Below are 21,618 nucleotides of genomic sequence, written 5' to 3'. Positions count from 1 at the left end.
AAATAAATTTGATTCCTGTTTGTAAAATGATTGTAATAAAACATATTTAATTTTGATTGAATGTTCAATCAAAAAAAAGTTTAATACTGCCCGAATGATTGATCTTCTGAGCCTAAAATCATGCCAAAAATTAGAATACAGTCGATAAGAAAACAGCAACTCATTGATGCAACATTAATCGTGGTTAATGAAGTTGGTATGCAGGAAGCCACGATTGCGCAAATCGCGCGCAAAGCGGGCGTTTCCAACGGCATTATCAGCCACTATTTCAAGGATAAAAACGGGCTGTTGGAAGCCACCATGCGTTATCTATTGCAGCAATTAAGCATGGCAGTTGCACGCCGGTTACGCCTGCTTGATGACGCAACGCCCACGCAAAAGTTAAAAGCCATTGTTGAAGGAAATTTTGATCCCAGCCAGACCAGCAGTGCCGCCATGAAAACCTGGCTGGCATTCTGGGCCAGCAGTATGCATCAACCCAATCTCTACCGGTTACAACAAGTCAATGAGCGCAGATTGTATTCCAATATCTGTGTTGAATTTAAACGCGCCATGCCAAAAGCAGAAGCACGGTTAGCTGCGCAAGGTCTTGCCGCATTGATTGACGGCATTTGGCTGCGAAGTGCATTAAGCCGGCAGCCTTTTGATCCGGAAGGAACATTCAAAATTACCCTTGATTACATCGAACAGAAACTCGGAGCCTCTGCTATGACCTGAGTTCTGGCTTATAGCCTAATAAACAGGCTCTTAAGGAGAATCTATGACCCATTTTGGATTACAAAAACTGTATATCCACGGCGCCTATGTGGATAGCACCGATCCTGGCAGCACCATTTTTGATACCATTAATCCCGCGAATGGCGAGGTGATCGCCCAATTTCAGTCCGCTACAGAGCAAGATGTTGACCGGGCGGTCGAAAGCGCCCATCAGGGACAGAAAATCTGGGCAGCGATGACCGCGGTGGAACGTTCACGGATCTTACACAAGGCCGTGAATATCCTGCGTGAACGCAACGATGAACTGGCTGAACTGGAGACACTGGATACCGGCAAACCCCTGTCTGAAACCCGGCTGGTTGATATTGTCTCCGGTGCGGATGCACTGGAATATTATGCGGGTTTGATCCCCGCCCTTGAAGGGCAGCAAATTCCACTGCGTGAATCTTCTTTCTTCTATACACGCCGTGAACCATTGGGCGTCGTAGCCGGCATCGGCGCATGGAACTACCCTATCCAAATCGCCCTCTGGAAATCAGCCCCGGCGCTGGCGGCCGGCAATGCCATGATTTTCAAACCCAGTGAAGTCACTTCGCTCACGGCATTGAAGTTAGCTGAAATCTATACCGAAGCCGGTTTGCCTGATGGTGTGTTCAATGTCTTGACCGGAGCCGGTCACGAAACCGGCCATTATCTGGCGGTTCACCCTAAAATCGCCAAAATGTCTTTTACCGGCGGAATTGCGACAGGCAAAAAAGTCATGGCAGAGGCTTCGGGTTCATCCCTAAAAGAGGTCACGATGGAGTTGGGCGGCAAATCCCCGCTGATCATTTTTGATGATGCCGATCTGGATCGGGCGGCGGATATTGCCATGATGGCCAACTTTTTCAGTTCGGGGCAGGTTTGTACCAACGGAACCCGCGTTTTTGTCCCCAAGCCGCTGCTGCCACAATTTGAAGCAAAAATTCTTGAACGTGTTAAGCGTATCCGGATTGGTTCTCCCCTCGATCCCAACACGAACTTTGGGCCGCTGGTGAGCTTCCCACATATGGAATCGGTTTTACGCTATATCGAAAGCGGCAAAAACAGCCATGCCCGCCTGCTTTGTGGCGGTGAGCGTCTGCTGGAAGGCGAACTGGCGCAAGGAGCCTTTGTTGCACCGACGGTATTCAGTGACTGTACTGATGAGATGTTAATCACACGGGAAGAAATTTTCGGGCCGGTGATGTCTATCCTGACTTATGAAACGGAAGATGAAGTTATTGCCCGCGCTAATAACACCCATTATGGTCTGGCTGCCGGCTTAGTCACCCAAGATATTTCCCGCGCCCATCGCGTGATCCACCAGTTAGAAGCGGGGATCTGCTGGATCAATACCTGGGGAGATTCTCCGGTCGCTGTCCCTGTCGGTGGTTATAAACATTCCGGTGTTGGCCGCGAAAATGGGCTGGTCACACTCCAGCATTACACGCAAATCAAATCAATACAGGTGGAACTGGGCAATTTTACATCCCTATTTTAATCCATGCCTGAAACAGAGGAGATAACTAATGGTTTTTGATTACATTATTATCGGTGCTGGGTCAGCGGGTAATGTACTTGCAACACGTTTAACGGAAGATCCCACTATCACGGTCCTGCTGCTGGAAGCTGGCGGACCCGATTACCGATTTGACTTCCGTACTCAAATGCCAGCGGCGCTGGCATATCCCTTGCAGGGAACCCGTTATAACTGGGCGTATGAAACCGATCCTGAACCTTATATGAATCATCGCCGCATGGAATGCGGGCGGGGTAAAGGGCTGGGTGGCTCTTCGCTCATCAACGGCATGTGCTATATCCGTGGCAATGCGCTGGATTTTGATCATTGGGCGACTCAGCCGGGGCTGGAAGATTGGGCTTATCTTGATTGCCTGCCCTATTTTCGCAAAGCGGAGTCAAGGGATATTGGCGAAAATGACTATCACGGCGCCGATGGGCCGGTCAGTGTCACGACCCCCAAAGCGGGAAATAATGAACTGTTTCACGCGATGGTAAAAGCCGGGGTTCAGGCAGGTTATCCACGTACTGATGATTTGAATGGTTATCAGCAAGAAGGCTTTGGGCCAATGGATCGCACGGTGACCCCGAAAGGGCGCCGTGCCAGTACCGCCCGCGGTTATCTGGATCAAGCACGTTCACGTCCCAATCTCACGATTATGACCCATGCTTTGACGGATACCCTCAAATTTGACGGAAAGACCGCCATTGGCGTTAATTTTTATCAAGGCAACAGCTCAACGTTAACGCATGCAAGAGCGCGTAAAGAAGTTTTGCTCTGTGCGGGGGCGATCGCCTCGCCCCAGATTTTGCAACGTTCAGGCATTGGCCCCGCAGACGTCTTGGACGAACTTGCGATCCCTGCCGTGCAGGTATTACCCGGCGTTGGGCAAAACTTACAAGATCACCTTGAAATGTACTTGCAGTATGAATGCCTCAAGCCCATTTCCCTCTATCCGGCGTTGAAATGGTATAACCAACCGCAAATTGGCGCTGAATGGTTATTTAAAGGGACAGGCATTGGTGCCAGCAATCAATTTGAAGCAGGTGGCTTTATTCGTACCCATGAAAAATTTGCCTGGCCAAATATCCAGTTTCACTTCCTGCCGGTTGCCATTAATTACAATGGCAGCAATGCCGTCAATCAACATGGTTTTCAGGCGCATGTGGGTTCGATGCGTTCGCCAAGCCGGGGGCGGGTGAAAATTACATCGCGAGATCCACGCCGGCATCCGAGTATTTTATTCAACTATATGTCAACCGAACAGGATTGGCAGGAGTTCCGCGCGGCGATCCGCATTACGCGGGAAATTATGGCACAACCAGCACTGGCTCCCTATTGTGGCCGTGAAATCAGCCCCGGTGTTGAAATCCAGTCCGATGAACAGCTAGACGCGTTTATTCGCGAACATGCCGAAACCGCCTTTCACCCCTCATGCAGTTGCAAAATGGGGACAGATGAAATGGCCGTTGTGGATGGTCAAGGACGCGTGCATGGCATTGACAATCTACGTGTTATTGATGCCTCTATTATGCCGACTATCATTACTGGCAATTTAAATGCCACCGTGATCATGATGGCGGAAAAAATGGCGGATAAAATCAGGGGAATTTCACCTCTGCCACGCAGTCAGGCAAAATATTATGTCGCTAATGATGTGCCTGTTCGTCAATTAGCAAAAAATCATTGATTAATAAATTTATTCTCGTGAAAACGGGATAAACACGAATACGGGAAATTGAGATATTCAAGTCATATTATTTGCATGCTCATTTTTCCCGTATTGTTATGTTTTTCATACTAACAATGTATTGAATTAAAAAGATAAATTAATTTTCCTCTTTTTTATCCTTATCATCGTTAAGATGATGACCTTTAAAACTGCTGATTAACTCATCCGTCTTTTTATCCGCCTCAGATTTTACGTCTTCCGTCTTCGATTTCATTGCCTCTGAAAGCTGGTCAATCTTGTCGCTGGCTTGATGCTGAAGCTCTCCCGTTTTCGCTTTCACATTGTCCATCACATCATTTGCGGCTTTCGTCGCTTGATCCTGCATATCAGCCAGCTTGGACTTCACTTGTTCAGTGACGTCATTGGCTGAATGCGTGATCTGATTTTGCACTTCCTTCGATTTATCAATCAGACTGTGGCCTTCACGCGCCGCGTTTTCCTTTATTTCCTGTGAGTTCTCTTTTGTATGATCCTTTACATCAGTGATCGTTTTTTCAGCATCAGTTTTCATTTGTGTCGCGTTTTCTTCTGTTTGCTGTGCGGTATTTTCCGCTTTTTTAGACGCATCATCACAGCCAGCAAGCAGTGCCACGATACCTGCCACGATCAGAGAACCAAGAATCGTTTTCTTCATTGATTAACCCCTTGTATTTAAGGATAGATAAAAATCTTATAATCCAATGGGATAAGTCTTATCACCTTATGGTATGCTTCATAACCCCATGAGAAAATAAAAATAATTCTCATTTTTATTTACCCATTTTGATTTCTCAGGTGACTTATTACATTGAAATATTTTACTTGGTTACATTTTAGGAAATTTATGGCAAATAATAGTCAAAAATTAGAAAAACGCCCAATCGCGGCCACAATTCAGAAAATTTTAACCGGCACACTTTCCGGGACATTCGTATTGGGAGCGGCACTTTCCAGCCCGGCATATGCGACCGAAACGCCCACAAGGCAACAGCCTGAAAAGAAAAATGAGGTGATGAAATTACCCACACTTTCGGTTGTTGAAAGTTTAGACAACAGTAACAGTGCGGGAAGTTCCGTGCTCAAAAAAGCCGATATTGACCGGACTCAGGCAGATAATATTGCTCAATTACTCGACCAGCTTCCCGGTGTTTCAATGTCAGGCTCGCCGCGTCCCGGCGGGCAAACGCTGAATATCTGGGGGATGGGAGATCAGGAAGATATCAAAATCACGCTGGATGATGCACCAAAAGGATTCGAGAAATATCGTCAGGGTTCTGTCTTTATTGAACCTGAATTAATCAAACGGGTAGAGGTCGATAAAGGGCCGCACAATTTGCTCGATGGTAATGGTAGGTTTGGTGGCTCTGTCAAGCTGGTGACAAAAGACGCAAGCGATTTGCTGCGCCCTGATGAGGATTGGGGTGGATTTATCAAGCAAAGCTACCACACCAATGACAGGCAGTGGATCAGTAGTGGTGCAGTCTACGGCCGGGATCCCAATGGCTTTGCTGATGGCTTGTTCTATGTGAGTAAGCGGGATGGGCACAATATTAAACGCCCCGACGGGACACGTTTTGTGTTTTCACAAAACAATCAAATGTCCTATTTATTAAAAACCAACTTTTATCCCAGTGATACCCATACAATAAGCCTGTCTGCCATGCGTTCTGAATCGGATGGCTGGCAGCCGTGGGCGGCCAGACGGAATAAAATGAATGCTCCCTCCGACTGGGATATAAAAAAATACGGTTTGGATGAAGCGTGGCGGAGAAAACTGGTCTTTCGGGATCAAGTTGATCAGAACTACTCTGCCAAATGGAACATTGCGCCAGAGGACAATCCGTGGTTAAACCTGACGATGACTTATGCCTATTCAAAAATTAGGCAAAATGATCATCGTTCAGAAGATATCAAAGCCAATTACAGCGCCTCTATGGGAAATAAAAGCTGGGTTAGTTACACCGATAATCTGATTGATATCAATAATAAAAGTTTATTTTCAACAGGTTACATTGAGCACGAATTACTCATTGGGGCACGATGGCATAAAAACCAACGCCATGTGTGGATGTTTGATAAGGATAAGATAAAACAAGCCGAATATAATTATGGCTATTACCAACCCTATTATATGCCAGCCGGAGATCAGACAGCACATAGCCTCTATATACAGGATTCTATAACATTATCAAATGTTACCATTACGCCCGGTGTACGTTATGACCATATCAAAAATATAGGTGAAAAAAATGCAGCACCACGGTTTAATAATCCGTTACCTAACGTGGGGCATGATTATCGCGACGTAACTTACACCGGATGGTCTCCACATCTGGGTATCATGTGGAAAGCGATGCCAAACTTATCGCTCTTTTCAGATATCAGCCGCACGTGGCGTGCCCCTTTAGTTGATGAACAATATGAAGTTCAGTCAGCAGTCACCAATGTTTCTGGTACCAGCCGGAATCTTGATGTTGAAAAAATGACCGGAATACGCCTCGGTGCCATTCTCGATTTCGATAATTTGATGCTTGAAGATGACAGCCTGCAAATTCGCACGACCCTATTCCGTAACCGTGGTAAAAATGAAATATTCAAAAGACGTGGGATCTATTGTAAAGCTCATCTCGAAAGCGGCTTGAGCGGTTCATGTGAAAAACCATTGGCAAACTATCGCAATCTATCTGGCTATACTATTGAAGGCTTGGAAATTGAGACTTTCTACGACAGCAGGACGCTATTCGGAAAATTTTCTTTCTCTACGATGCGCGGCCAACGTGATGCTTCGCCGCGTGATCCGTGGATAGGACATAAAACCTGGATTGCGGAAATACCGCCAACATCAGCACATGCCCTGTTAGGCTTCAAAATACCTCAGTGGCAAATGGCAATGGGCTGGAAAGGCGACTTTATTCGCAAACAAGATCGTTCACCTGTAGATGGCGATCCAAAAGCCACTGAGTGGTCACTACCAAAAAGCAGCGGTTATGCTTTGCACGGTCTGTTTGCCAGCTGGCGTCCTGCTTCTATCAAAGGATTTGAAGCACGCGTCACCATCGATAACCTCTTTAACCGGGATTATGCGCCTTACTTGGGAGAAGCCGTCTCAGGTGTTGGCCGTAATTATAAATTCAGCATTTCACAACAATTCTAACTGACAGTTAACTGCTAAACCCCTAACCCTCTTTATTTTAAGGGGGTTAGATCCCAAACACGGCGTTGACTTCGCCCCATCAAATACAAATAATAATTATTATCAGATTTATCTTATCCCATCAGGCAGTCTCATTATGGCGGTGCAAAAAAGCCCATCCGGGCACCATCAAATCACCCAGCAACTCTATTCCGATTACCATCACTGGTTATGCAACTGGATCAGACAAAACAGCGCTTGTCCAAATCATGCCGAAGATCTCACCCATGAGATTTTTATCAAGTTGATGCAGTCTTCGGATCTGGAAAATATCCGCCAGCCAAGGGCTTTTTTAATCACGCTAGCCCGCAGAACGCTTGCCAATGACTGGCGCAGGAAAAAATTGGAAGGCCATTATCTGGCCTCTCTCCGTGAACTCCCGGTGATTTCACCATACTCTTCTGAGCAACAACTTGTGCTGTTAGATCAGTTAGAAAAGATAGATAAGACACTGGATAAATTGCCGGTAAAAGTTCGGCAGGCGTTTCTGCTTACCCAACTCCAAGGCCGGCGTTATAAAGAGGTCGCGGAAGATTTAGGGATTTCAATCAGCTCAGTGAAGAATTACTTACATCAAGCCCACAGAAAATGTCACCCTTTCAGTACGCTTTAAACCGACAACAAAAACCCGCTGTTTATCCGGCAGCGGGTCATTTTTTCACGATAAATTTGCCCATCAGAGAATACGGTGCTTCTCCCGTTGTGCCTGACGAACGGCTTCCCTTGCCATGCGTTTTTTGCGGGCATCGCAAGGTTCAGGGCAATCGCAAACTTTTTCTACGCCAATGCTTCCCAACCCCCCACAGCTTCCCTGAATGCTCTTGCGCTTGACAATATAGCCCAACGCCATTCCCGCAAAAGCCAGCAGGAAAAAGATAAAAGTGATCACAAAGACTTCCATCACCTTCCCCCTTTCTTATTTTTTCTGTAAATAGGCTTTAAAGGCCGTATTATAGCGCTCTTCAAAACCGGTTTGGGTTTTGACAATCATAAAGACCGGAATATTCAGCTTCTCTGCTATTTCCATGCCTTTTTCCGGCCCCAATACATCCAACCCGGTAGAAAAGCCATCCGCACTCATGCAGGTCGGCGCTATCACGGTAATGGAAGCCAAATGATGGGTTATCGGCCTGCCGGTTTGAGGATTAATGGTATGCGAATAGTGCACGCCATTTTGTTCAAAATAGTTGCGGTAATCACCCGATGTGGCAACAGACATATTGCCCGGTGCAATGATCTCCTGGGCGCTCTGTTCCATGCCACTGTCCGAGGGTTTTTCAATCGCTATCCGCCACGGGGTTCCTTTGCCATTGTTGCCCAAGGTGCGAACTTCACCGCCAATATCCACCATGTAATTTTTGATGTTCTGGGATGCCAGATACTCAGCAACCACATCAACGCCATAGCCTTTGGCGATGGAAGAGAGATCGACATACAGTTCAGGAATGGATTTAATCAGGTTATTGCCTTCAACCGACAAGTTACCGATCCCCGTCCAGGCACGGCGAAGCGCTAATGCTTCATCCGTCGGTGCCTTGGTCGTGCGCCCTTCCGGCCCAAATCCCCACAGATTCACCATTGGGCCAACCGTCACATCCAGTGCGCCGTCGGTCAGCTTATTGATGCGAATCGCTTCTTTAACCACTTTCGCGGTAGCAGCAGAGACCGGGAACGGTTTATTCACTTCACGACTTTGATTAAAACGACTTAATTCAGAATTCGGCCGATAAGTGGACATCTGATCGTTCACTTCTTCCAGCAAGCGATCAATCTCTTTTTGCAGATTTTCCGGGGCCGGTGCAGACGAGTCAGCCACATATTTGACGGAGTAATACGTCCCCATCGTCTTCCCATCCAGGTTTTGCTGTTCAGGGCCACCGCAGGCCGCCAGCGTGATTATCGCAAACAGCAATGCCCCCCAGTTGATCATTTTTTTATTCAGCATAACTTACTCTTTCTGACTTATTCGGGCTGTTTCTAAATCACAGCGCCCACCAAATGTGGGCGCGTGTCGTTAAATCAAAGCGTGATAGACCCTTTATCGAAATTGATTGGGCATACTATCAGCCGCCGAAATCATCCAGCATGATGTTTTCGTCTTCGACGCCAAGATCTTTCAACATTTTAATCACCGCAGCGTTCATGACCGGAGGCCCACACATATAGAATTCACAGTCTTCGGGTGCCGGGTGATCTTTCAGGTAATTCTCATACAGGACATTATGGATAAAGCCCGTATAACCGTCCCAGTTATCTTCCGGCAAGGCATCTGACAAGGCCACATGCCATGTGAAGTTCTCATTTTCTGCTGCCAGTTGGTCAAAATCTTCGGTATAGAACATTTCACGCTTCGAACGCGCACCATACCAGAAGGTGATTTTACGCTTGGAACTTAAACGCTTGAGCTGATCAAAAATGTGAGAACGCATGGGTGCCATGCCGGCCCCCCCACCGATGAAGATCATTTCCGCATCCGTGTCTTTCGCAAAGAATTCACCAAACGGGCCGGAGATCGTCACCTTATCACCCGGTTTCAGTGACCAGATATAAGAAGACATGATGCCCGGAGTCACATCCGGGTTTCTTGGCGGTGGCGTGGCAATACGCACGTTCAGCATGATAATGCCATGCTCTTCGGGATAGTTCGCCATGGAATAAGCACGCACCGTCGGCTCTTTAACTTCAGAGACATAGCGGAACAGATTGAATTTATCCCAATCCTCACGGTATTCCTGAGGGACATCATAATCCGCATAACGGGCAACGTGGGGCAGGCATTCAATCTGAATGAATCCGCCCGCGCGGAAGGGAACCACTTCCCCGTCAGGAATTTTCAGTTTCAATTCTTTAATGAACGTGGCTTTGTTATCGTTAGAGATAACTTCACATTCCCATTTCTTAACGCCGAAAATTTCCTCCGGCAGTTCGATTTTCAGGTCTTGCTTAACATTGACCTGACAGGCCAAACGGCAACCTTCTTTGGCTTCACGCTTGTTGATGTGGGAAAGTTCCGTTGGCAGGATATCCCCCCCGCCTTCCTTGATTTTCACCCGGCACTGGCCACAAGAACCACCGCCACCACACGCAGAGGAGACGAAAATCCCCTGACCGGAAAGCATATTCAACAATTTGTCGCCAGCGGGAGCCGAAAAACTCTTATCCTCATCGCCATTGACTTCAACTTTAATATCCCCGGTGTTAACCAACTTAGATTTTGCAAACAAAATCATTGCCGTCAGTACCAACACAATCAGGGTAAACATGACTACGCCTAGAATGATTATATCCATGAATTCTTCTCGCCTTTAGAGCTGCACACCGGAGAAGGACATAAAGCCCAATGCCATCAAGCCAGTGGTGACAAAGGTGATCCCCAATCCTTTCAGACCTGCCGGAACATCCGCATATTTCAATTTTTCACGGATAGCCGCCATCAGAACAATGGCCAGCATCCAGCCCATCCCTGAACCGAAACCGTATACGATGGACTCGCTGAAGTTATAGTCACGCTGTGCCATAAATGAAACGCCACCGAAAATGGCACAGTTCACCGTAATCAACGGCAGGAAAATGCCCAGCGCGTTGTAAAGTGCCGGAACATAACGGTCTAAGATCATTTCCAGGATCTGTACCAGTGCCGCAATGACCCCGATAAAGGTAATGAAGTTCAGGAAGCTCAAATCCACCCCATCCATCAAAGCGCCATCACGCAGCACCAGATTGTAGACGAGGTTATTGGCAGGAACGGAAATGCCCAATACCACGGTGACCGCGACACCCAGGCCAAAAGCCGTCTTAACGTTCTTTGATACCGCCAAAAACGTACACATACCGAGAAAGAAAGATAACGCCATATTCTCGATAAAGACGGCGCGGACAAACAAACTAATATAATGCTCCATTTTGTTTGTTACTCCTTCTCAACCTGCGCAGGTTTCAGAGTCCGCAAACCCCAAATCAGCATACCAATAATGAAGAAGGCACTCGGTGCCAGCAGGAATAGGCCATTAGGTTGATACCAACCGCCATTTTTGACTGATTCCAGCACCGTCATACCGAACAATTTCCCTGAGCCGAACAGTTCACGCAAGAAACCCACCAGCAACAGGATGACACCATAGCCCAAACCATTACCGATACCATCCATAAAACTCTCAATCGGTGGCGCTTTCATGGCATAGGCTTCAGCACGCCCCATGACAATACAGTTCGTGATGATAAGCCCCACAAACACCGAGAGCTGTTTAGAGATTTCATAGGCATAAGCGCGCAAAATCTGGTCTACGACGATAACCAGCGAGGCAATGATCGCCATCTGGACAATGATCCGCACACTGCCGGGAATGTAGTTACGGATCAGTGAAATGAAAAAGCTGGAGAACGCGGTGACCAGTGTCACCGCAAGGGTCATGACCAGCGCAGTTTCCAGTTTAGTGGTCACCGCCAGCGCGGAACAAACCCCCAAGACCTGCAATGCAATTGGGTTATTATCAAACAGCGGCCCCAGCAGGACGCGTTTTATCTCTTTACTATCAGCCATCTTTCAAGGCTCCCTCACGTACTTTTTTCAGGAACGGACCAAAACCGTTATCCCCCAGCCAGAAATCAAACATATGCTGAACACCGTTAGACGTCAGGGTCGCGCCAGACAGACCATCGACGCCATAAGGGTTATCCCCGGCACCGCCACGGACGATCTTAAGCGCCGGAACCCCCTGCGGGTCATAGAGTTTTTTCCCTCTCCACTGCTTGCGCCATTGTGGGTTATCCACCTCACCCCCCAACCCCGGCGTTTCACCATGCGAGTAGTAAGTGATGCCGCGGGATGTGACGCCATCCACGTCAATGGAAATAAAGGCATACATCATTGACCACAGGCCAGAACCGTATATGGGCAGAACCAGTTCGGTCGTTTTGCCGCTTTCATCCTTAACCAGATAGATTTCTGCCATATTGGCACGGCGGCGGATTTTCGCCAGATCCTGCTCTGGTGGCAAAGCCATACTGGTTTCATCACTGCGCAAGGCATTATTCAGGTCAAAATGGCCAGCGCTTTTTTTCAGCGTAGCGGTTGCCAAATCCAGCAATTCAGGTTGAATACGGCTGCGATAGGTTTCGTTGATTTCGGCGGCTGTCATGTCAGGTTTGAGCAAACCGGCCACATCCAGAATATTACGCTGCTTATCCAGCAGTTTTTGCTCCTGCTGCTGCGCTTTCAAACCAACGGCAGATCCTGCAACCACAATGGAACAGACAAGGCACAGCACAAAAACGACGAGGAATGTTCTGCCGACGCTATCATTATTTTTGGGTTTATTATCATTAGCCACGGGCTTTTCTCCGCTTAATGTTGGCCTGTACGACCAGATAATCAAACAGTGGCGCGAACAGGTTAGCGAACAAGATCGCCAACATCATTCCTTCCGGGTACGCCGGGTTGACAACCCTAATCAAGGTGCACATCACACCGATCAGGATACCGTATGCCCATTTCCCTTTATCCGTAAACGCCGCAGATACCGGGTCAGTCGCCATAAAGATCATACCGAAAGCGAAGCCACCCAGAACCATATGCCAGTACCACGGCATGGCGAACATCGGGTTAGTATTAGAGCCAATTACATTAAACAGGTAAGACATGGCAATCATCCCGATCATCACACCGGCAACGATGCGCCATGACGCGATACGGGCAAACAGAATGATGGCTCCCCCGATGAAAATCATCAACGTGGAGACTTCCCCCACGGAGCCGGGAATGTTGCCAAGAAAAGCGTCCATCCAAGTGATTGGCTGCCCGGTAAGGGTATTCATCAGGCCATGGCTGCCTGCGGATGCCCATTGGGACAAAGGCGTTGCGCCAGAGAAACCATCCGCCGCAGTCCAGACCAAATCACCTGAGATCTGAGCCGGATAGGCAAAAAACAGGAAAGCACGGCCAGCCAGGGCGGGGTTAAGGAAGTTACGCCCTGTGCCACCAAAGATTTCTTTCGCAATCACCACACCGAAAGTAATCCCCAGAGCCGCCTGCCATAATGGCAGGGTGGGGGGAACAATCAGGGCAAACAGAATGGAGCTGACAAAGAAGCCTTCGTTGATTTCATGTTTGCGGATAATGGCAAATAAGACTTCCCAAAAACCCCCCACGATAAAAACAACCGCATAAATTGGCAGGAAGTAGGTTGCTCCCAGCAACATCTTGCTGCCCCACCCCGCATCGGGTGTTAACGATGCCCCCAGATACTGGGCAAAGACGTAATGCCAATCAGAAGCCAAAATCTGCTGTAAGGCATCGCCATTATATAAATGAGTCAGGGCAGGTAGCGCCTGATTGCCGACGTTATACATTCCCCAGAACATGGCAGGGAAAACCGATAACCACACCAAGATCATCATGCGCTTGAGATCAATGGCATCACGGACGTGGGCACTGCCTTTTGTCACGGTGCCCGGCGTATAGAAAACGGTGCTCACTGCCTCATAGAGAGGATAATACTTTTCCAGTTTGCCACCGGCCTCAAAGTGGTGCTCTACTTTTTCAAATAAATTTTTCAGGCCCATGAATTACCCTTCCTGCTCAATCTTAGTCAGCACGTCACGCAGTACCGGACCGTACTCATATTTGCCGGGGCAAACATAGGTACATAATGCCAAATCTTCTTCATCCAGCTCCAGACAACCCAGCGCCTGAGCGCTGTCACTATCACCTGCCAGCAAATCACGCAGCAGGTGGGTTGCCATAATATCCAGTGGCATTACCCGCTCATAGTTGCCAATCGGCACCATAGAACGTTCCCCGCCATGGGTCGTGGTGGAGAAAGCAAAGCGTTTCTTTTTCAGGAAGTGACCGATGGTGGTGCGGGTAATGGAGAACTTATTAACGCCCGGCGCGATCCAACCGAACAGCTCTTTTTCCCGACCTTCTGCCAGCACAGAAACTAACGTATGGAAACGGCCAAGATAATGGCGTGCGTCATCGGATCTCATGCCATACAGTACGGAACCCGAAACAATCCGGTTTTCACCCTCTTTTAGCTGATTCTGGGTCAATTCCAGCAAATCAGCGCCCAATCGGGTACGTACTAAGCGTGGAGATTTAACCTGCGGGCCGGCCAGAGAGACCACACGATCAGTGTAAAGCTCGCCGGTGGTAAACAGTTTACCGATGGCAATAACATCCTGATAACCCAGATGCCATACCATTTTTTGGGCACTGACAGGTTCAATGAAATGAATGTGAGTACCGACTAAACCCGCGGGGTGGGGGCCAACAAACTGGTTATAGGTGATTTGGGCGTTATTTCCTGCTGTCGGGATAGTTCCGGCACCGTGGCAGACGTGGATTTTCCCCTCTGTCAATTTCGACAGGACATTCAGGCCATCAACAAAAGCCTCTTCTTGGGTTGCAATAACAACAAGTGGATCAGCCGCCAGTGGCTGCGTATCCATTGCCGTAACAAAGATTGCCTTTGGTGTGGAACCGGGAGCAGGGGAACGACTGAAAGGACGGGTACGCAATGCTGTCCACAGCCCTGACGCCAACAGATTTTTTTCTACCTGTTCACGACTCAGGCCAGCAAGTTCAGCATGCTCATAGCGATCAAACGTGACTTTCTCATCACCACTGACTTCAATGACGACAGATTGCAAGACACGACGTTCACCACGACCAATGGTTATCACTTTCCCGCTGGCGGGACTGGTAAAAACAACCCCTGGATTTTTCTTATCTTCAAAAAGCATTTGCCCTTTTTTGACATGCTCACCTTCCTTAACCAGCATAGAAGGACGCATTCCAACATATTCTTCACCCAGTAAAGCAACGTGGCAAATTGTCGGACCATCTTCTATAACTTGGGCAGGCGCTCCTGCGATCGGGAGGTCGAGTCCTTTTTTAATTTTAATCATAAGATTTGCACAAGTTTATCAGTTAAATCATAGACTACAGATTACCTTGCGGTATTCCCTTGGGTAATGCATCATTTTCGCGGAGGTCATTCTAGCATCTCCCCCCCTGACTGTCTGATTAATCAAGTGACTTAGCTCAAGCAAATAAAAATAATTTCTCTGCTGAACTGTTAACTGTTCGAGAAAGGCGAGTATTTTCATCACTTTTCTCTACGTGAGTTTAATTTTTAACCAAAAAGGCTTCACAATGACAGGACATCACTGCTATCTTTGACTCACTATTTTTTGCTGCAAAATTTTCGTCCCCAAAATGGCAATCCTGTCGCCGATATTTCATCAAACTGTCTGGTTATGCTATGAAAAGAATGCTTTTTGGTTTTGCATTAAGCCTATTGCCTGTGCCCCTTTCTGCGGGTTCTGCCGGGGCACTGGAACGGATTGGCGCCAGGATTTTCATTCAAATATTCAAAGAAGAAAAACGCCTTGAGATTTATACACAAGACAGAACTGGCCATTATCAATTGACCCAAAGCTACCCGATTTGTCGTTACTCTGGCGGGCTTGGCCCAAAGACGCAGAAAGGTGATTTCAAAAGCCCGGAAGGGTTTTACTCTATCAACCTCAAGCAGTTAAAACCGGATAGCCGCTATTATCGCGCCATTAATCTGGGGTTTCCTAATGCGTTTGATAAAGCCAAAGGCTATTCCGGCAGTGATTTGATGATCCATGGTGCCTGTAAATCCATTGGCTGTTACGCCATGACGGATCGCTACATGGGTGAAATATACCAGTATGTGGAAAGTGCCCTGCATCATGGACAACATGAAATTAAAATCAATATTTATCCTTTCAGGATGACCCGGAAAAATATGAGGCGGCACCAGAATAACGATAATTATTCATTTTGGAAGCAATTGCAGCCCGCCTATGAATATTTCGCCCAAAATAGCATTCCAGCGACTGTCAGCGTAATAGGCGGGCAATATGCGGTTAATGTAAAATCAAAAAACCCGTCATCCTTTTGGCGCAGTGAATCAGGCTATTCTCTCTCCAAGATGAAATAGGGCATAGTCACCGGATTCAATACGCTGCCAAACTTCATTTCCGGTTAAAGGTTGGGTGGCAATCACTGACACGACATCCCCTCGCTGAGTGTGCTGCTGGAAATCAATTTCCACATCCTGATCAAGTAATTTAGCCCTGCCGAAAGGCGCACGGCGGGTAATCCAATGCAATTGAGTCGAGCAATACGCCATGACAAACTGCCCATCTGACAACAGCATATTGAAAACCCCTTTCTCCCTTAGCTGCTCCGCCAGCGAGGCGATAAATTTAAATACCGCAGGCCAATGGGTCGGCCGCTTGGGATATTTCAATGATAATTGGTGCAGTATCCAGCAAAATGCCCATTCGCTGTCCGTCTCACCAACCGGTCGATAACTTCCTGTTCTCAGCTTATTGAATCCCTTAAGTTGGCCATTGTGGGCATAGGTCCAATATCTTCCCCACAGCTCACGGGTAAAGGGATGGGTATTAACCAGAGAAACATTACCGCTGTTTGCCTGACGAATATGAGCCACAATCACTTCTGATTTGATCGGATAGCCTTGGACAAATTGAGCCACAGGGGAATGACAACTGGATTGGTGATCTTTAAACGTTCGGTATCCCAATCCCTCATAAAAAGTCACTCCCCAGCCGTCCTTATGCGGACCGGTATGCCCGCCACGCTGAATTAATCCACTCAGACTAAAAACGATATCTGTTGGCACGTTGGCGCTCATGCCAAGTAATTCACACATTGCCTACCCCTACCTACTTCTGACAACGATGCCTGATAAACAATAATCAGGCTGTTACCATTTCTTTTTCAACCAATTGAATCAAGATATGAATGACTTTGATGTGGATTTCCTGAATACGATCTGCATAACCAAAATGAGGTACCCGAATTTCAACATCTGCCGTTCCTGCCATTTTTCCGCCATCCTTGCCCGTCAGCGTAATGACTTTCATTCCTTTGGCACGAGCAGCTTCAACCGCTTTAATAATATTACCAGAGTTTCCTGAAGTCGAAATTCCCAGCAATACATCACCTTGCTGGCCGAGGGCTTCAACATAGCGGGAAAAAACATAATCATAGCCAAAGTCATTGCTCACGCAAGATAAGTGGCTGGGATCAGAAATCGCAATGGCCGGATAGCCCGGACGATTTTCACGGTAGCGGCCGGTCAACTCTTCCGCAAAATGCATGGCATCACAATGCGATCCCCCATTACCACAGGAAAGCACTTTTCCCCCAGCCTTGAATGAATCCGCCAGTAAAACCGCGGCTTTTTGAATAGCATCAATATTTGCGTCATTTTTGAGGAAGTTAGCCAACGTCTCTGCGGCTTCGGATAATTCACTGCGGATCAGTTCTTGATACATGGAACGCATACTCCTGAAAAGTCTTCGGGGGGATTAATAATGTCAGCCATCCAGTGTAACGGATTCCCCACCCTGAAAGAAGATGTCATCACAGCTTGAGAGAATTATCGTTGGCAAAACTGAAATGACTTTGTGAGCTAGATTGTAATTAAGATGTAATCATATTGATAAATACGTTTTACTCATCTAAAAAGAAGGACACCGACAACAGGTCAGACCTCTGACAACTCAACCTGAGATTTACAGGAGTTTTACTATGACCGCTTTCAGCATTATTTTATTTTTAGTCTTGATTGGCGGGCTTTGTTACCACAAAGTCAGCCTGACTCTGAGTAGCTTACTGCTTGTTGCCTATACTTTCGTGATGGGCATCACTGGCCTCTGGAGTTACTGGTTGCTGTTACCCCTCGTTATTGTCCTATTCCCGCTGGTCTTTACCCCGGTACGTATTTCTCTGTTCTCTGCGCCCGGCCTCAAAGCCTTCCGTAAGGTGATGCCAAGCATGTCCACCACCGAGAAAGAAGCCATTGATGCAGGCACCACATGGTGGGAAGGCGACTTATTCCGCGGTAACCCTGACTGGCAAAAACTGCATAACTATCCCAAGCCGCAGTTAACTGCCGAAGAACAAGCCTTTATTGATGGTCCGGTCGAAGAAGCCTGCCGCATGGCGAATGATTTCCAAATCACCCATGAATTGGCGGACTTACCCCCCGAACTTTGGGCCTACCTGAAAGAACACCGCTTCTTTGCCATGATCATCAAGAAAGAATATGGTGGTCTGGAATTCTCCGCTTACGCGCAATCTCAGGTGTTGCAAAAACTGGCTGGCGTATCGGGAATTCTGGCTATTACGGTTGGCGTACCTAACTCGTTGGGGCCGGGTGAATTGCTGCAACATTACGGCACGGATGAACAGAAAAAACGTTATTTGCCGGGCCTTGCCCGTGGTGAAGAGATCCCTTGCTTTGCCCTGACCAGCCCGGAAGCCGGTTCGGATGCCGGGGCGATCCCCGATACAGGCGTGGTCTGCATGGGTGAATGGCAAGGCGAACAAGTGCTGGGTATGCGCCTGAACTGGAATAAGCGCTACATTACCCTCGCGCCTATCGCCACCGTTTTGGGATTGGCCTTTAAACTGTATGATCCGGATCATCTGCTTGGTGATACTGAATCACTGGGCATTACCTGTGCGTTGATCCCGACCAATACGCCGGGCGTTGAAATTGGTCACCGCCATTTCCCCCTGAATATCCCATTCCAGAACGGTCCAACCCGTGGTAAAGATATTTTCGTCCCTATCGATTACATCATTGGCGGGCCGAAAATGGCGGGCCAAGGCTGGCGGATGCTGGTTGAGTGTCTGTCTGTCGGCCGTGGCATTACCCTGCCATCCAATGCAACCGGGGGATTAAAAAGTGCGGCAATGGCAATCGGTGCTTATTCCTACATTCGCCGTCAGTTCAAACTGCCTATCGGGAAAATGGAAGGCATCGAGGAGCCGTTGGCGCGTATCGCGGGTAACGCTTATCTGATGGATGCAGCCGCAACGATAATTACCAGCGGTATCATGTTAGGCGAAAAACCAGCGGTTTTGTCTGCCATCGTGAAATACCACTGTACGCACAGAGGTCAACGTTCCATCATTGATGCGATGGATATTGCCGGCGGTAAAGGCATCTGCCTTGGCCCATCCAACTTCCTGGCCCGTGGCTATCAAGGGGCGCCCATTGCTATCACCGTTGAAGGTGCAAATATTCTGACGCGGAGCATGATCATCTTTGGTCAGGGTGCTATCCGCTGCCATCCTTATGTGCTGGCTGAAATCGCCGCAGCAGAAAGCAACAATGTGAAAGGCTTTGACAAGGCGCTGTTTGGTCATTTGGGCCATGTTGCCAGCAACACCCTGCGCAGCTTGTGGCTTGGTATAACCAAAGGCAGAACCAGCCGTTCACCAGTCAAGGATGCGACTCGCCGTTACTACCAACAGATCAATCGCTTAAGTGCCAACCTTGCCCTGCTCTCTGATGTTTCCATGGGCGTATTGGGCGGTAGCCTGAAACGCCGTGAACGTATTTCAGCGCGTCTGGGGGATATGCTGAGCCAAATCTTCCTAGCCTCTGCCGCCTTGAAACGCTATGAAGATGAAGGACGCCAGAAAGAAGATTTGCCATTGGTGCAATGGGCAGTCGAAGACAGCCTGAATCAGGCTGAACAGGCCATGAATGATTTGCTGCGCAATTTCCCTAACCGTTTGGTTGCCGGTTTAATGCGGGTGATTGTCTTCCCATTGGGTCGTGGGCATACTGCGCCATCTGATAAATTGGATCACAAGCTGGCCCAGTTATTACAAACCCCTTGCGCAACCCGTAGCCGGATTGGGCGTGGGCAATACCTGACACCCAGCGAACACAATCCTCACGGGTTACTGGAAGAGGCCTTGCACGATATCATCGCCGCAGAGCCAATCCATGCTCGTTTGAGCCGTGAAGCAGGTAAAAAACTGAGTTTCACACGTTTGGATGAATTAGCTGAACACGCCTTGGCAGAGCATAAAATCTCGCAGGAAGAAGCCGATATCCTGCAACGGGCGGAAAGCAGCCGGCTGCGTTCAATCAATGTCGATGAATTTGAACCTGACGCATTTGCTGTGCCTAATTCAGCAAAAAAGCCTGACAGTCAGCGTCAAAATAAAGCCGCCTGATGCTGACCGGAAAACCTGATTAATCCCAAACAGGGAGGCTAAGATACGGGGACCTAAAACGCCCCGTATTTTATTACCTGTATTTAATTAAATGGATTCCAGCGCTAACAACTCTGCGATTGTCTGGCGACGACGAATCAAACGGGCTTCTCCCCCGGTAAACAAAATCTCAGGGATCAAAGGACGGCTATTATAATTCGAAGACATCGAAGCGCCGTAAGCTCCCGTATCGTGAAAAATCAGATAATCCCCGACCTCAACGCGAGGCAACATGCGGGGTACAACCTCCCCGCCTTCTAACTGGGTAAACACATCACCCGATTCACATAGCGGCCCCGCAACAATGGTTTCTAATAAAGCCGTTGGAGGTGCAGTTGAAGACAGCGCATTGGCCGACAATACCGAAATATGGTGATAACTGCCATACATTGCCGGGCGCATTAACTCATTGAAACCGGCATCCACCAGCACATAGTGCCGATTGCCCATCGATTTCACTGCCCGGACTTCCGCCATCAGGATACCTGACTCAGCCACCAGAAAACGGCCGGGTTCAATTTCCAGCTCAACGTGATGCCCCAAATGCTGCTCAATACGCTGGCGGGCTTCATGCCACAAGCTATAATAATGTTCGGTATCTACTGATTCCTCACCGATTTTATAGGGAATTGATAGACCACCACCCGCTGAAATAGCCTGAATATCTTCTCCGCACAGAATGACTTGCTCCACCATGGCATTACACACGTTGGAGAGGTGCTGATAATCCACCCCTGAACCAATGTGCATATGCAGCCCCACCAGCTTCAAGCCATATTGATGAATTTTTTCCATTGCCAGAGGGAGATGCTGAAACCAGATCCCGTGCTTGCTATTTTCTCCGCCGGTATTCACCTTCTGGCTATGCCCGTGGCCAAATCCGGGATTGATGCGTAACCAAACCGGATGCCCCGGCTGACGCCCGCCAATTTGTGCCAGCATATCAATAGAGCCGGCATTGACCGGAATATCCAGCTCAATGACACGCGCCAAGGTTGCCTCATCAATCACATCCGCCGTGAACACAATGTCTGCTTTATCACGCCCGCCCTTAAAACCTGCATACAACGCCCGTTCGATTTCACCCAACGATACCGCATCAACTTTCACGCCCTGTTCTCTCATCAAGCGTAAAATATGGGTATTGGAACACGCTTTTTGTGCAAACCGAATCACATCAAACGGTCTTAATTTTTTGATTTTCCTGATGATGCTGTCACCATCATAAAGCCATAATGGCGTTCCATACTGGCTCGCTAAACGGAGCAGATTTTCAGGGGTAAAAGGTTCCCCCAAACCGTGAGTAGAAGTCGCATGAGTAAAAGTCGGCATAGTCATTGAAGCACCTCACAAAATCAGCAGATCCTTCATTATTG

At 48.1% G+C, this 21,618-nt stretch carries 19 protein-coding genes; 7 read left to right on the top strand and 12 right to left on the bottom strand.

All coding sequences use genetic code 11. From position 1 onward, the window contains the following. Window positions 1–120 precede the first annotated feature (120 nt). Genes betI through betA form a run of 3 tightly spaced genes read left to right on the top strand, consistent with a single transcriptional unit; the run spans window position 121 to window position 3,947 of the window. Window positions 121–717 carry a transcriptional regulator BetI gene (betI, locus tag XDD1_RS05490; RefSeq protein ID WP_045969404.1) on the top strand — a complete coding sequence of 199 codons (597 nt, stop codon included), beginning with the start codon at window positions 121–123 and terminating at the stop codon, window positions 715–717. Between the two features lie 43 nt (window positions 718–760). Then, window positions 761–2,239 (top strand): betaine-aldehyde dehydrogenase, encoded by a 1,479-nt coding sequence (betB, locus tag XDD1_RS05485; RefSeq protein ID WP_045969402.1) that lies wholly within the window; start codon window positions 761–763, stop codon window positions 2,237–2,239. 28 nt (window positions 2,240–2,267) lie between these two features. Continuing rightward, complete coding sequence (gene betA / locus XDD1_RS05480; RefSeq protein WP_045969400.1) at window positions 2,268–3,947, top strand: choline dehydrogenase; 1,680 nt, start codon at window positions 2,268–2,270, stop codon at window positions 3,945–3,947. Between the two features lie 139 nt (window positions 3,948–4,086). Here the strand turns inward: betA and XDD1_RS05475 are convergent, their stop codons facing one another. Next, window positions 4,087–4,623 (bottom strand): hypothetical protein, encoded by a 537-nt coding sequence (locus tag XDD1_RS05475; protein WP_045969398.1) that lies wholly within the window; start codon window positions 4,621–4,623, stop codon window positions 4,087–4,089. 189 nt (window positions 4,624–4,812) lie between these two features. Here XDD1_RS05475 and XDD1_RS05470 point away from each other — a divergent pair, with 189 nt between their 5' ends. Both XDD1_RS05470 and XDD1_RS05465 read left to right on the top strand, forming a co-directional pair. After that, complete coding sequence (locus XDD1_RS05470; protein ID WP_052705647.1) at window positions 4,813–7,122, top strand: TonB-dependent hemoglobin/transferrin/lactoferrin family receptor; 2,310 nt, start codon at window positions 4,813–4,815, stop codon at window positions 7,120–7,122. A gap of 136 nt (window positions 7,123–7,258) precedes the next feature. After that, on the top strand, window positions 7,259–7,774 hold the full coding sequence (locus XDD1_RS05465) for a sigma-70 family RNA polymerase sigma factor (protein ID WP_045969396.1): 516 nt from the start codon (window positions 7,259–7,261) through the stop codon (window positions 7,772–7,774). Between the two features lie 63 nt (window positions 7,775–7,837). Here the strand turns inward: XDD1_RS05465 and nqrM are convergent, their stop codons facing one another. The 8 genes from nqrM to XDD1_RS05425 form a co-directional block, all read right to left on the bottom strand. Next, a complete protein-coding gene (gene nqrM / locus XDD1_RS05460) occupies window positions 7,838–8,062 on the bottom strand; it encodes a (Na+)-NQR maturation NqrM (protein WP_045969394.1) in 225 nt (74 codons plus the stop codon). Between the two features lie 15 nt (window positions 8,063–8,077). Beyond that, the gene (locus XDD1_RS05455) at window positions 8,078–9,106 is read right to left on the bottom strand and encodes an FAD:protein FMN transferase (RefSeq protein WP_045969392.1); all 1,029 of its coding nucleotides are present in this window, start codon (window positions 9,104–9,106) and stop codon (window positions 8,078–8,080) included. Between the two features lie 118 nt (window positions 9,107–9,224). Then, window positions 9,225–10,451, bottom strand: coding sequence for an NADH:ubiquinone reductase (Na(+)-transporting) subunit F (nqrF, locus tag XDD1_RS05450; protein WP_045969390.1), 1,227 nt, complete (start codon window positions 10,449–10,451; stop codon window positions 9,225–9,227). A gap of 15 nt (window positions 10,452–10,466) precedes the next feature. Beyond that, the gene (gene nqrE / locus XDD1_RS05445; RefSeq protein ID WP_010846626.1) at window positions 10,467–11,063 is read right to left on the bottom strand and encodes an NADH:ubiquinone reductase (Na(+)-transporting) subunit E; all 597 of its coding nucleotides are present in this window, start codon (window positions 11,061–11,063) and stop codon (window positions 10,467–10,469) included. An 8-nt stretch (window positions 11,064–11,071) separates the two neighbouring features. Further along, window positions 11,072–11,701, bottom strand: coding sequence for an NADH:ubiquinone reductase (Na(+)-transporting) subunit D (locus XDD1_RS05440; protein ID WP_045969387.1), 630 nt, complete (start codon window positions 11,699–11,701; stop codon window positions 11,072–11,074). Beyond that, on the bottom strand, window positions 11,694–12,491 hold the full coding sequence (locus XDD1_RS05435; RefSeq protein WP_045969385.1) for a Na(+)-translocating NADH-quinone reductase subunit C: 798 nt from the start codon (window positions 12,489–12,491) through the stop codon (window positions 11,694–11,696). The genes XDD1_RS05440 and XDD1_RS05435 overlap by 8 nt, the downstream gene beginning before the upstream one ends. Continuing rightward, complete coding sequence (locus XDD1_RS05430; protein ID WP_045969383.1) at window positions 12,484–13,722, bottom strand: NADH:ubiquinone reductase (Na(+)-transporting) subunit B; 1,239 nt, start codon at window positions 13,720–13,722, stop codon at window positions 12,484–12,486. Before XDD1_RS05430 ends, XDD1_RS05435 begins: the two co-directional genes overlap by 8 nt. A 3-nt stretch (window positions 13,723–13,725) precedes the next feature. Continuing rightward, complete coding sequence (locus tag XDD1_RS05425) at window positions 13,726–15,069, bottom strand: Na(+)-translocating NADH-quinone reductase subunit A (protein ID WP_045969382.1); 1,344 nt, start codon at window positions 15,067–15,069, stop codon at window positions 13,726–13,728. Window positions 15,070–15,425: 356 nt separating this feature from the next. On the opposite strand from XDD1_RS05425, the gene XDD1_RS05420 reads away from it, so the two are divergent. Continuing rightward, the gene (locus tag XDD1_RS05420; RefSeq protein WP_045969380.1) at window positions 15,426–16,133 is read left to right on the top strand and encodes a L,D-transpeptidase family protein; all 708 of its coding nucleotides are present in this window, start codon (window positions 15,426–15,428) and stop codon (window positions 16,131–16,133) included. Here XDD1_RS05420 and XDD1_RS05415 read toward each other — a convergent pair. Together XDD1_RS05415 and lpcA are read right to left on the bottom strand one after the other, a co-directional pair. Next, entirely contained in the window at window positions 16,104–16,871 is a 768-nt protein-coding gene (locus tag XDD1_RS05415; protein WP_045969378.1) for a class II glutamine amidotransferase, read from the bottom strand. The genes XDD1_RS05420 and XDD1_RS05415 overlap by 30 nt on opposite strands. 46 nt (window positions 16,872–16,917) lie before the next feature. After that, complete coding sequence (gene lpcA / locus XDD1_RS05410) at window positions 16,918–17,499, bottom strand: D-sedoheptulose 7-phosphate isomerase (protein WP_045969376.1); 582 nt, start codon at window positions 17,497–17,499, stop codon at window positions 16,918–16,920. 256 nt (window positions 17,500–17,755) lie between these two features. Here lpcA and fadE point away from each other — a divergent pair, with 256 nt between their 5' ends. Further along, complete coding sequence (fadE, locus tag XDD1_RS05405) at window positions 17,756–20,203, top strand: acyl-CoA dehydrogenase FadE (RefSeq protein WP_045969374.1); 2,448 nt, start codon at window positions 17,756–17,758, stop codon at window positions 20,201–20,203. An 87-nt stretch (window positions 20,204–20,290) separates the two neighbouring features. Here fadE and lysA read toward each other — a convergent pair whose 3' ends face one another. Beyond that, window positions 20,291–21,574 (bottom strand): diaminopimelate decarboxylase, encoded by a 1,284-nt coding sequence (lysA, locus tag XDD1_RS05400; protein WP_045969372.1) that lies wholly within the window; start codon window positions 21,572–21,574, stop codon window positions 20,291–20,293. Between the last annotated feature and the right edge of the window lie 44 nt (window positions 21,575–21,618).

This window comes from Xenorhabdus doucetiae, from assembly GCF_000968195.1.
Classification (GTDB): domain Bacteria; phylum Pseudomonadota; class Gammaproteobacteria; order Enterobacterales; family Enterobacteriaceae; genus Xenorhabdus; species Xenorhabdus doucetiae.
This window is presented reverse-complemented; position numbering and strand designations above follow the sequence as displayed.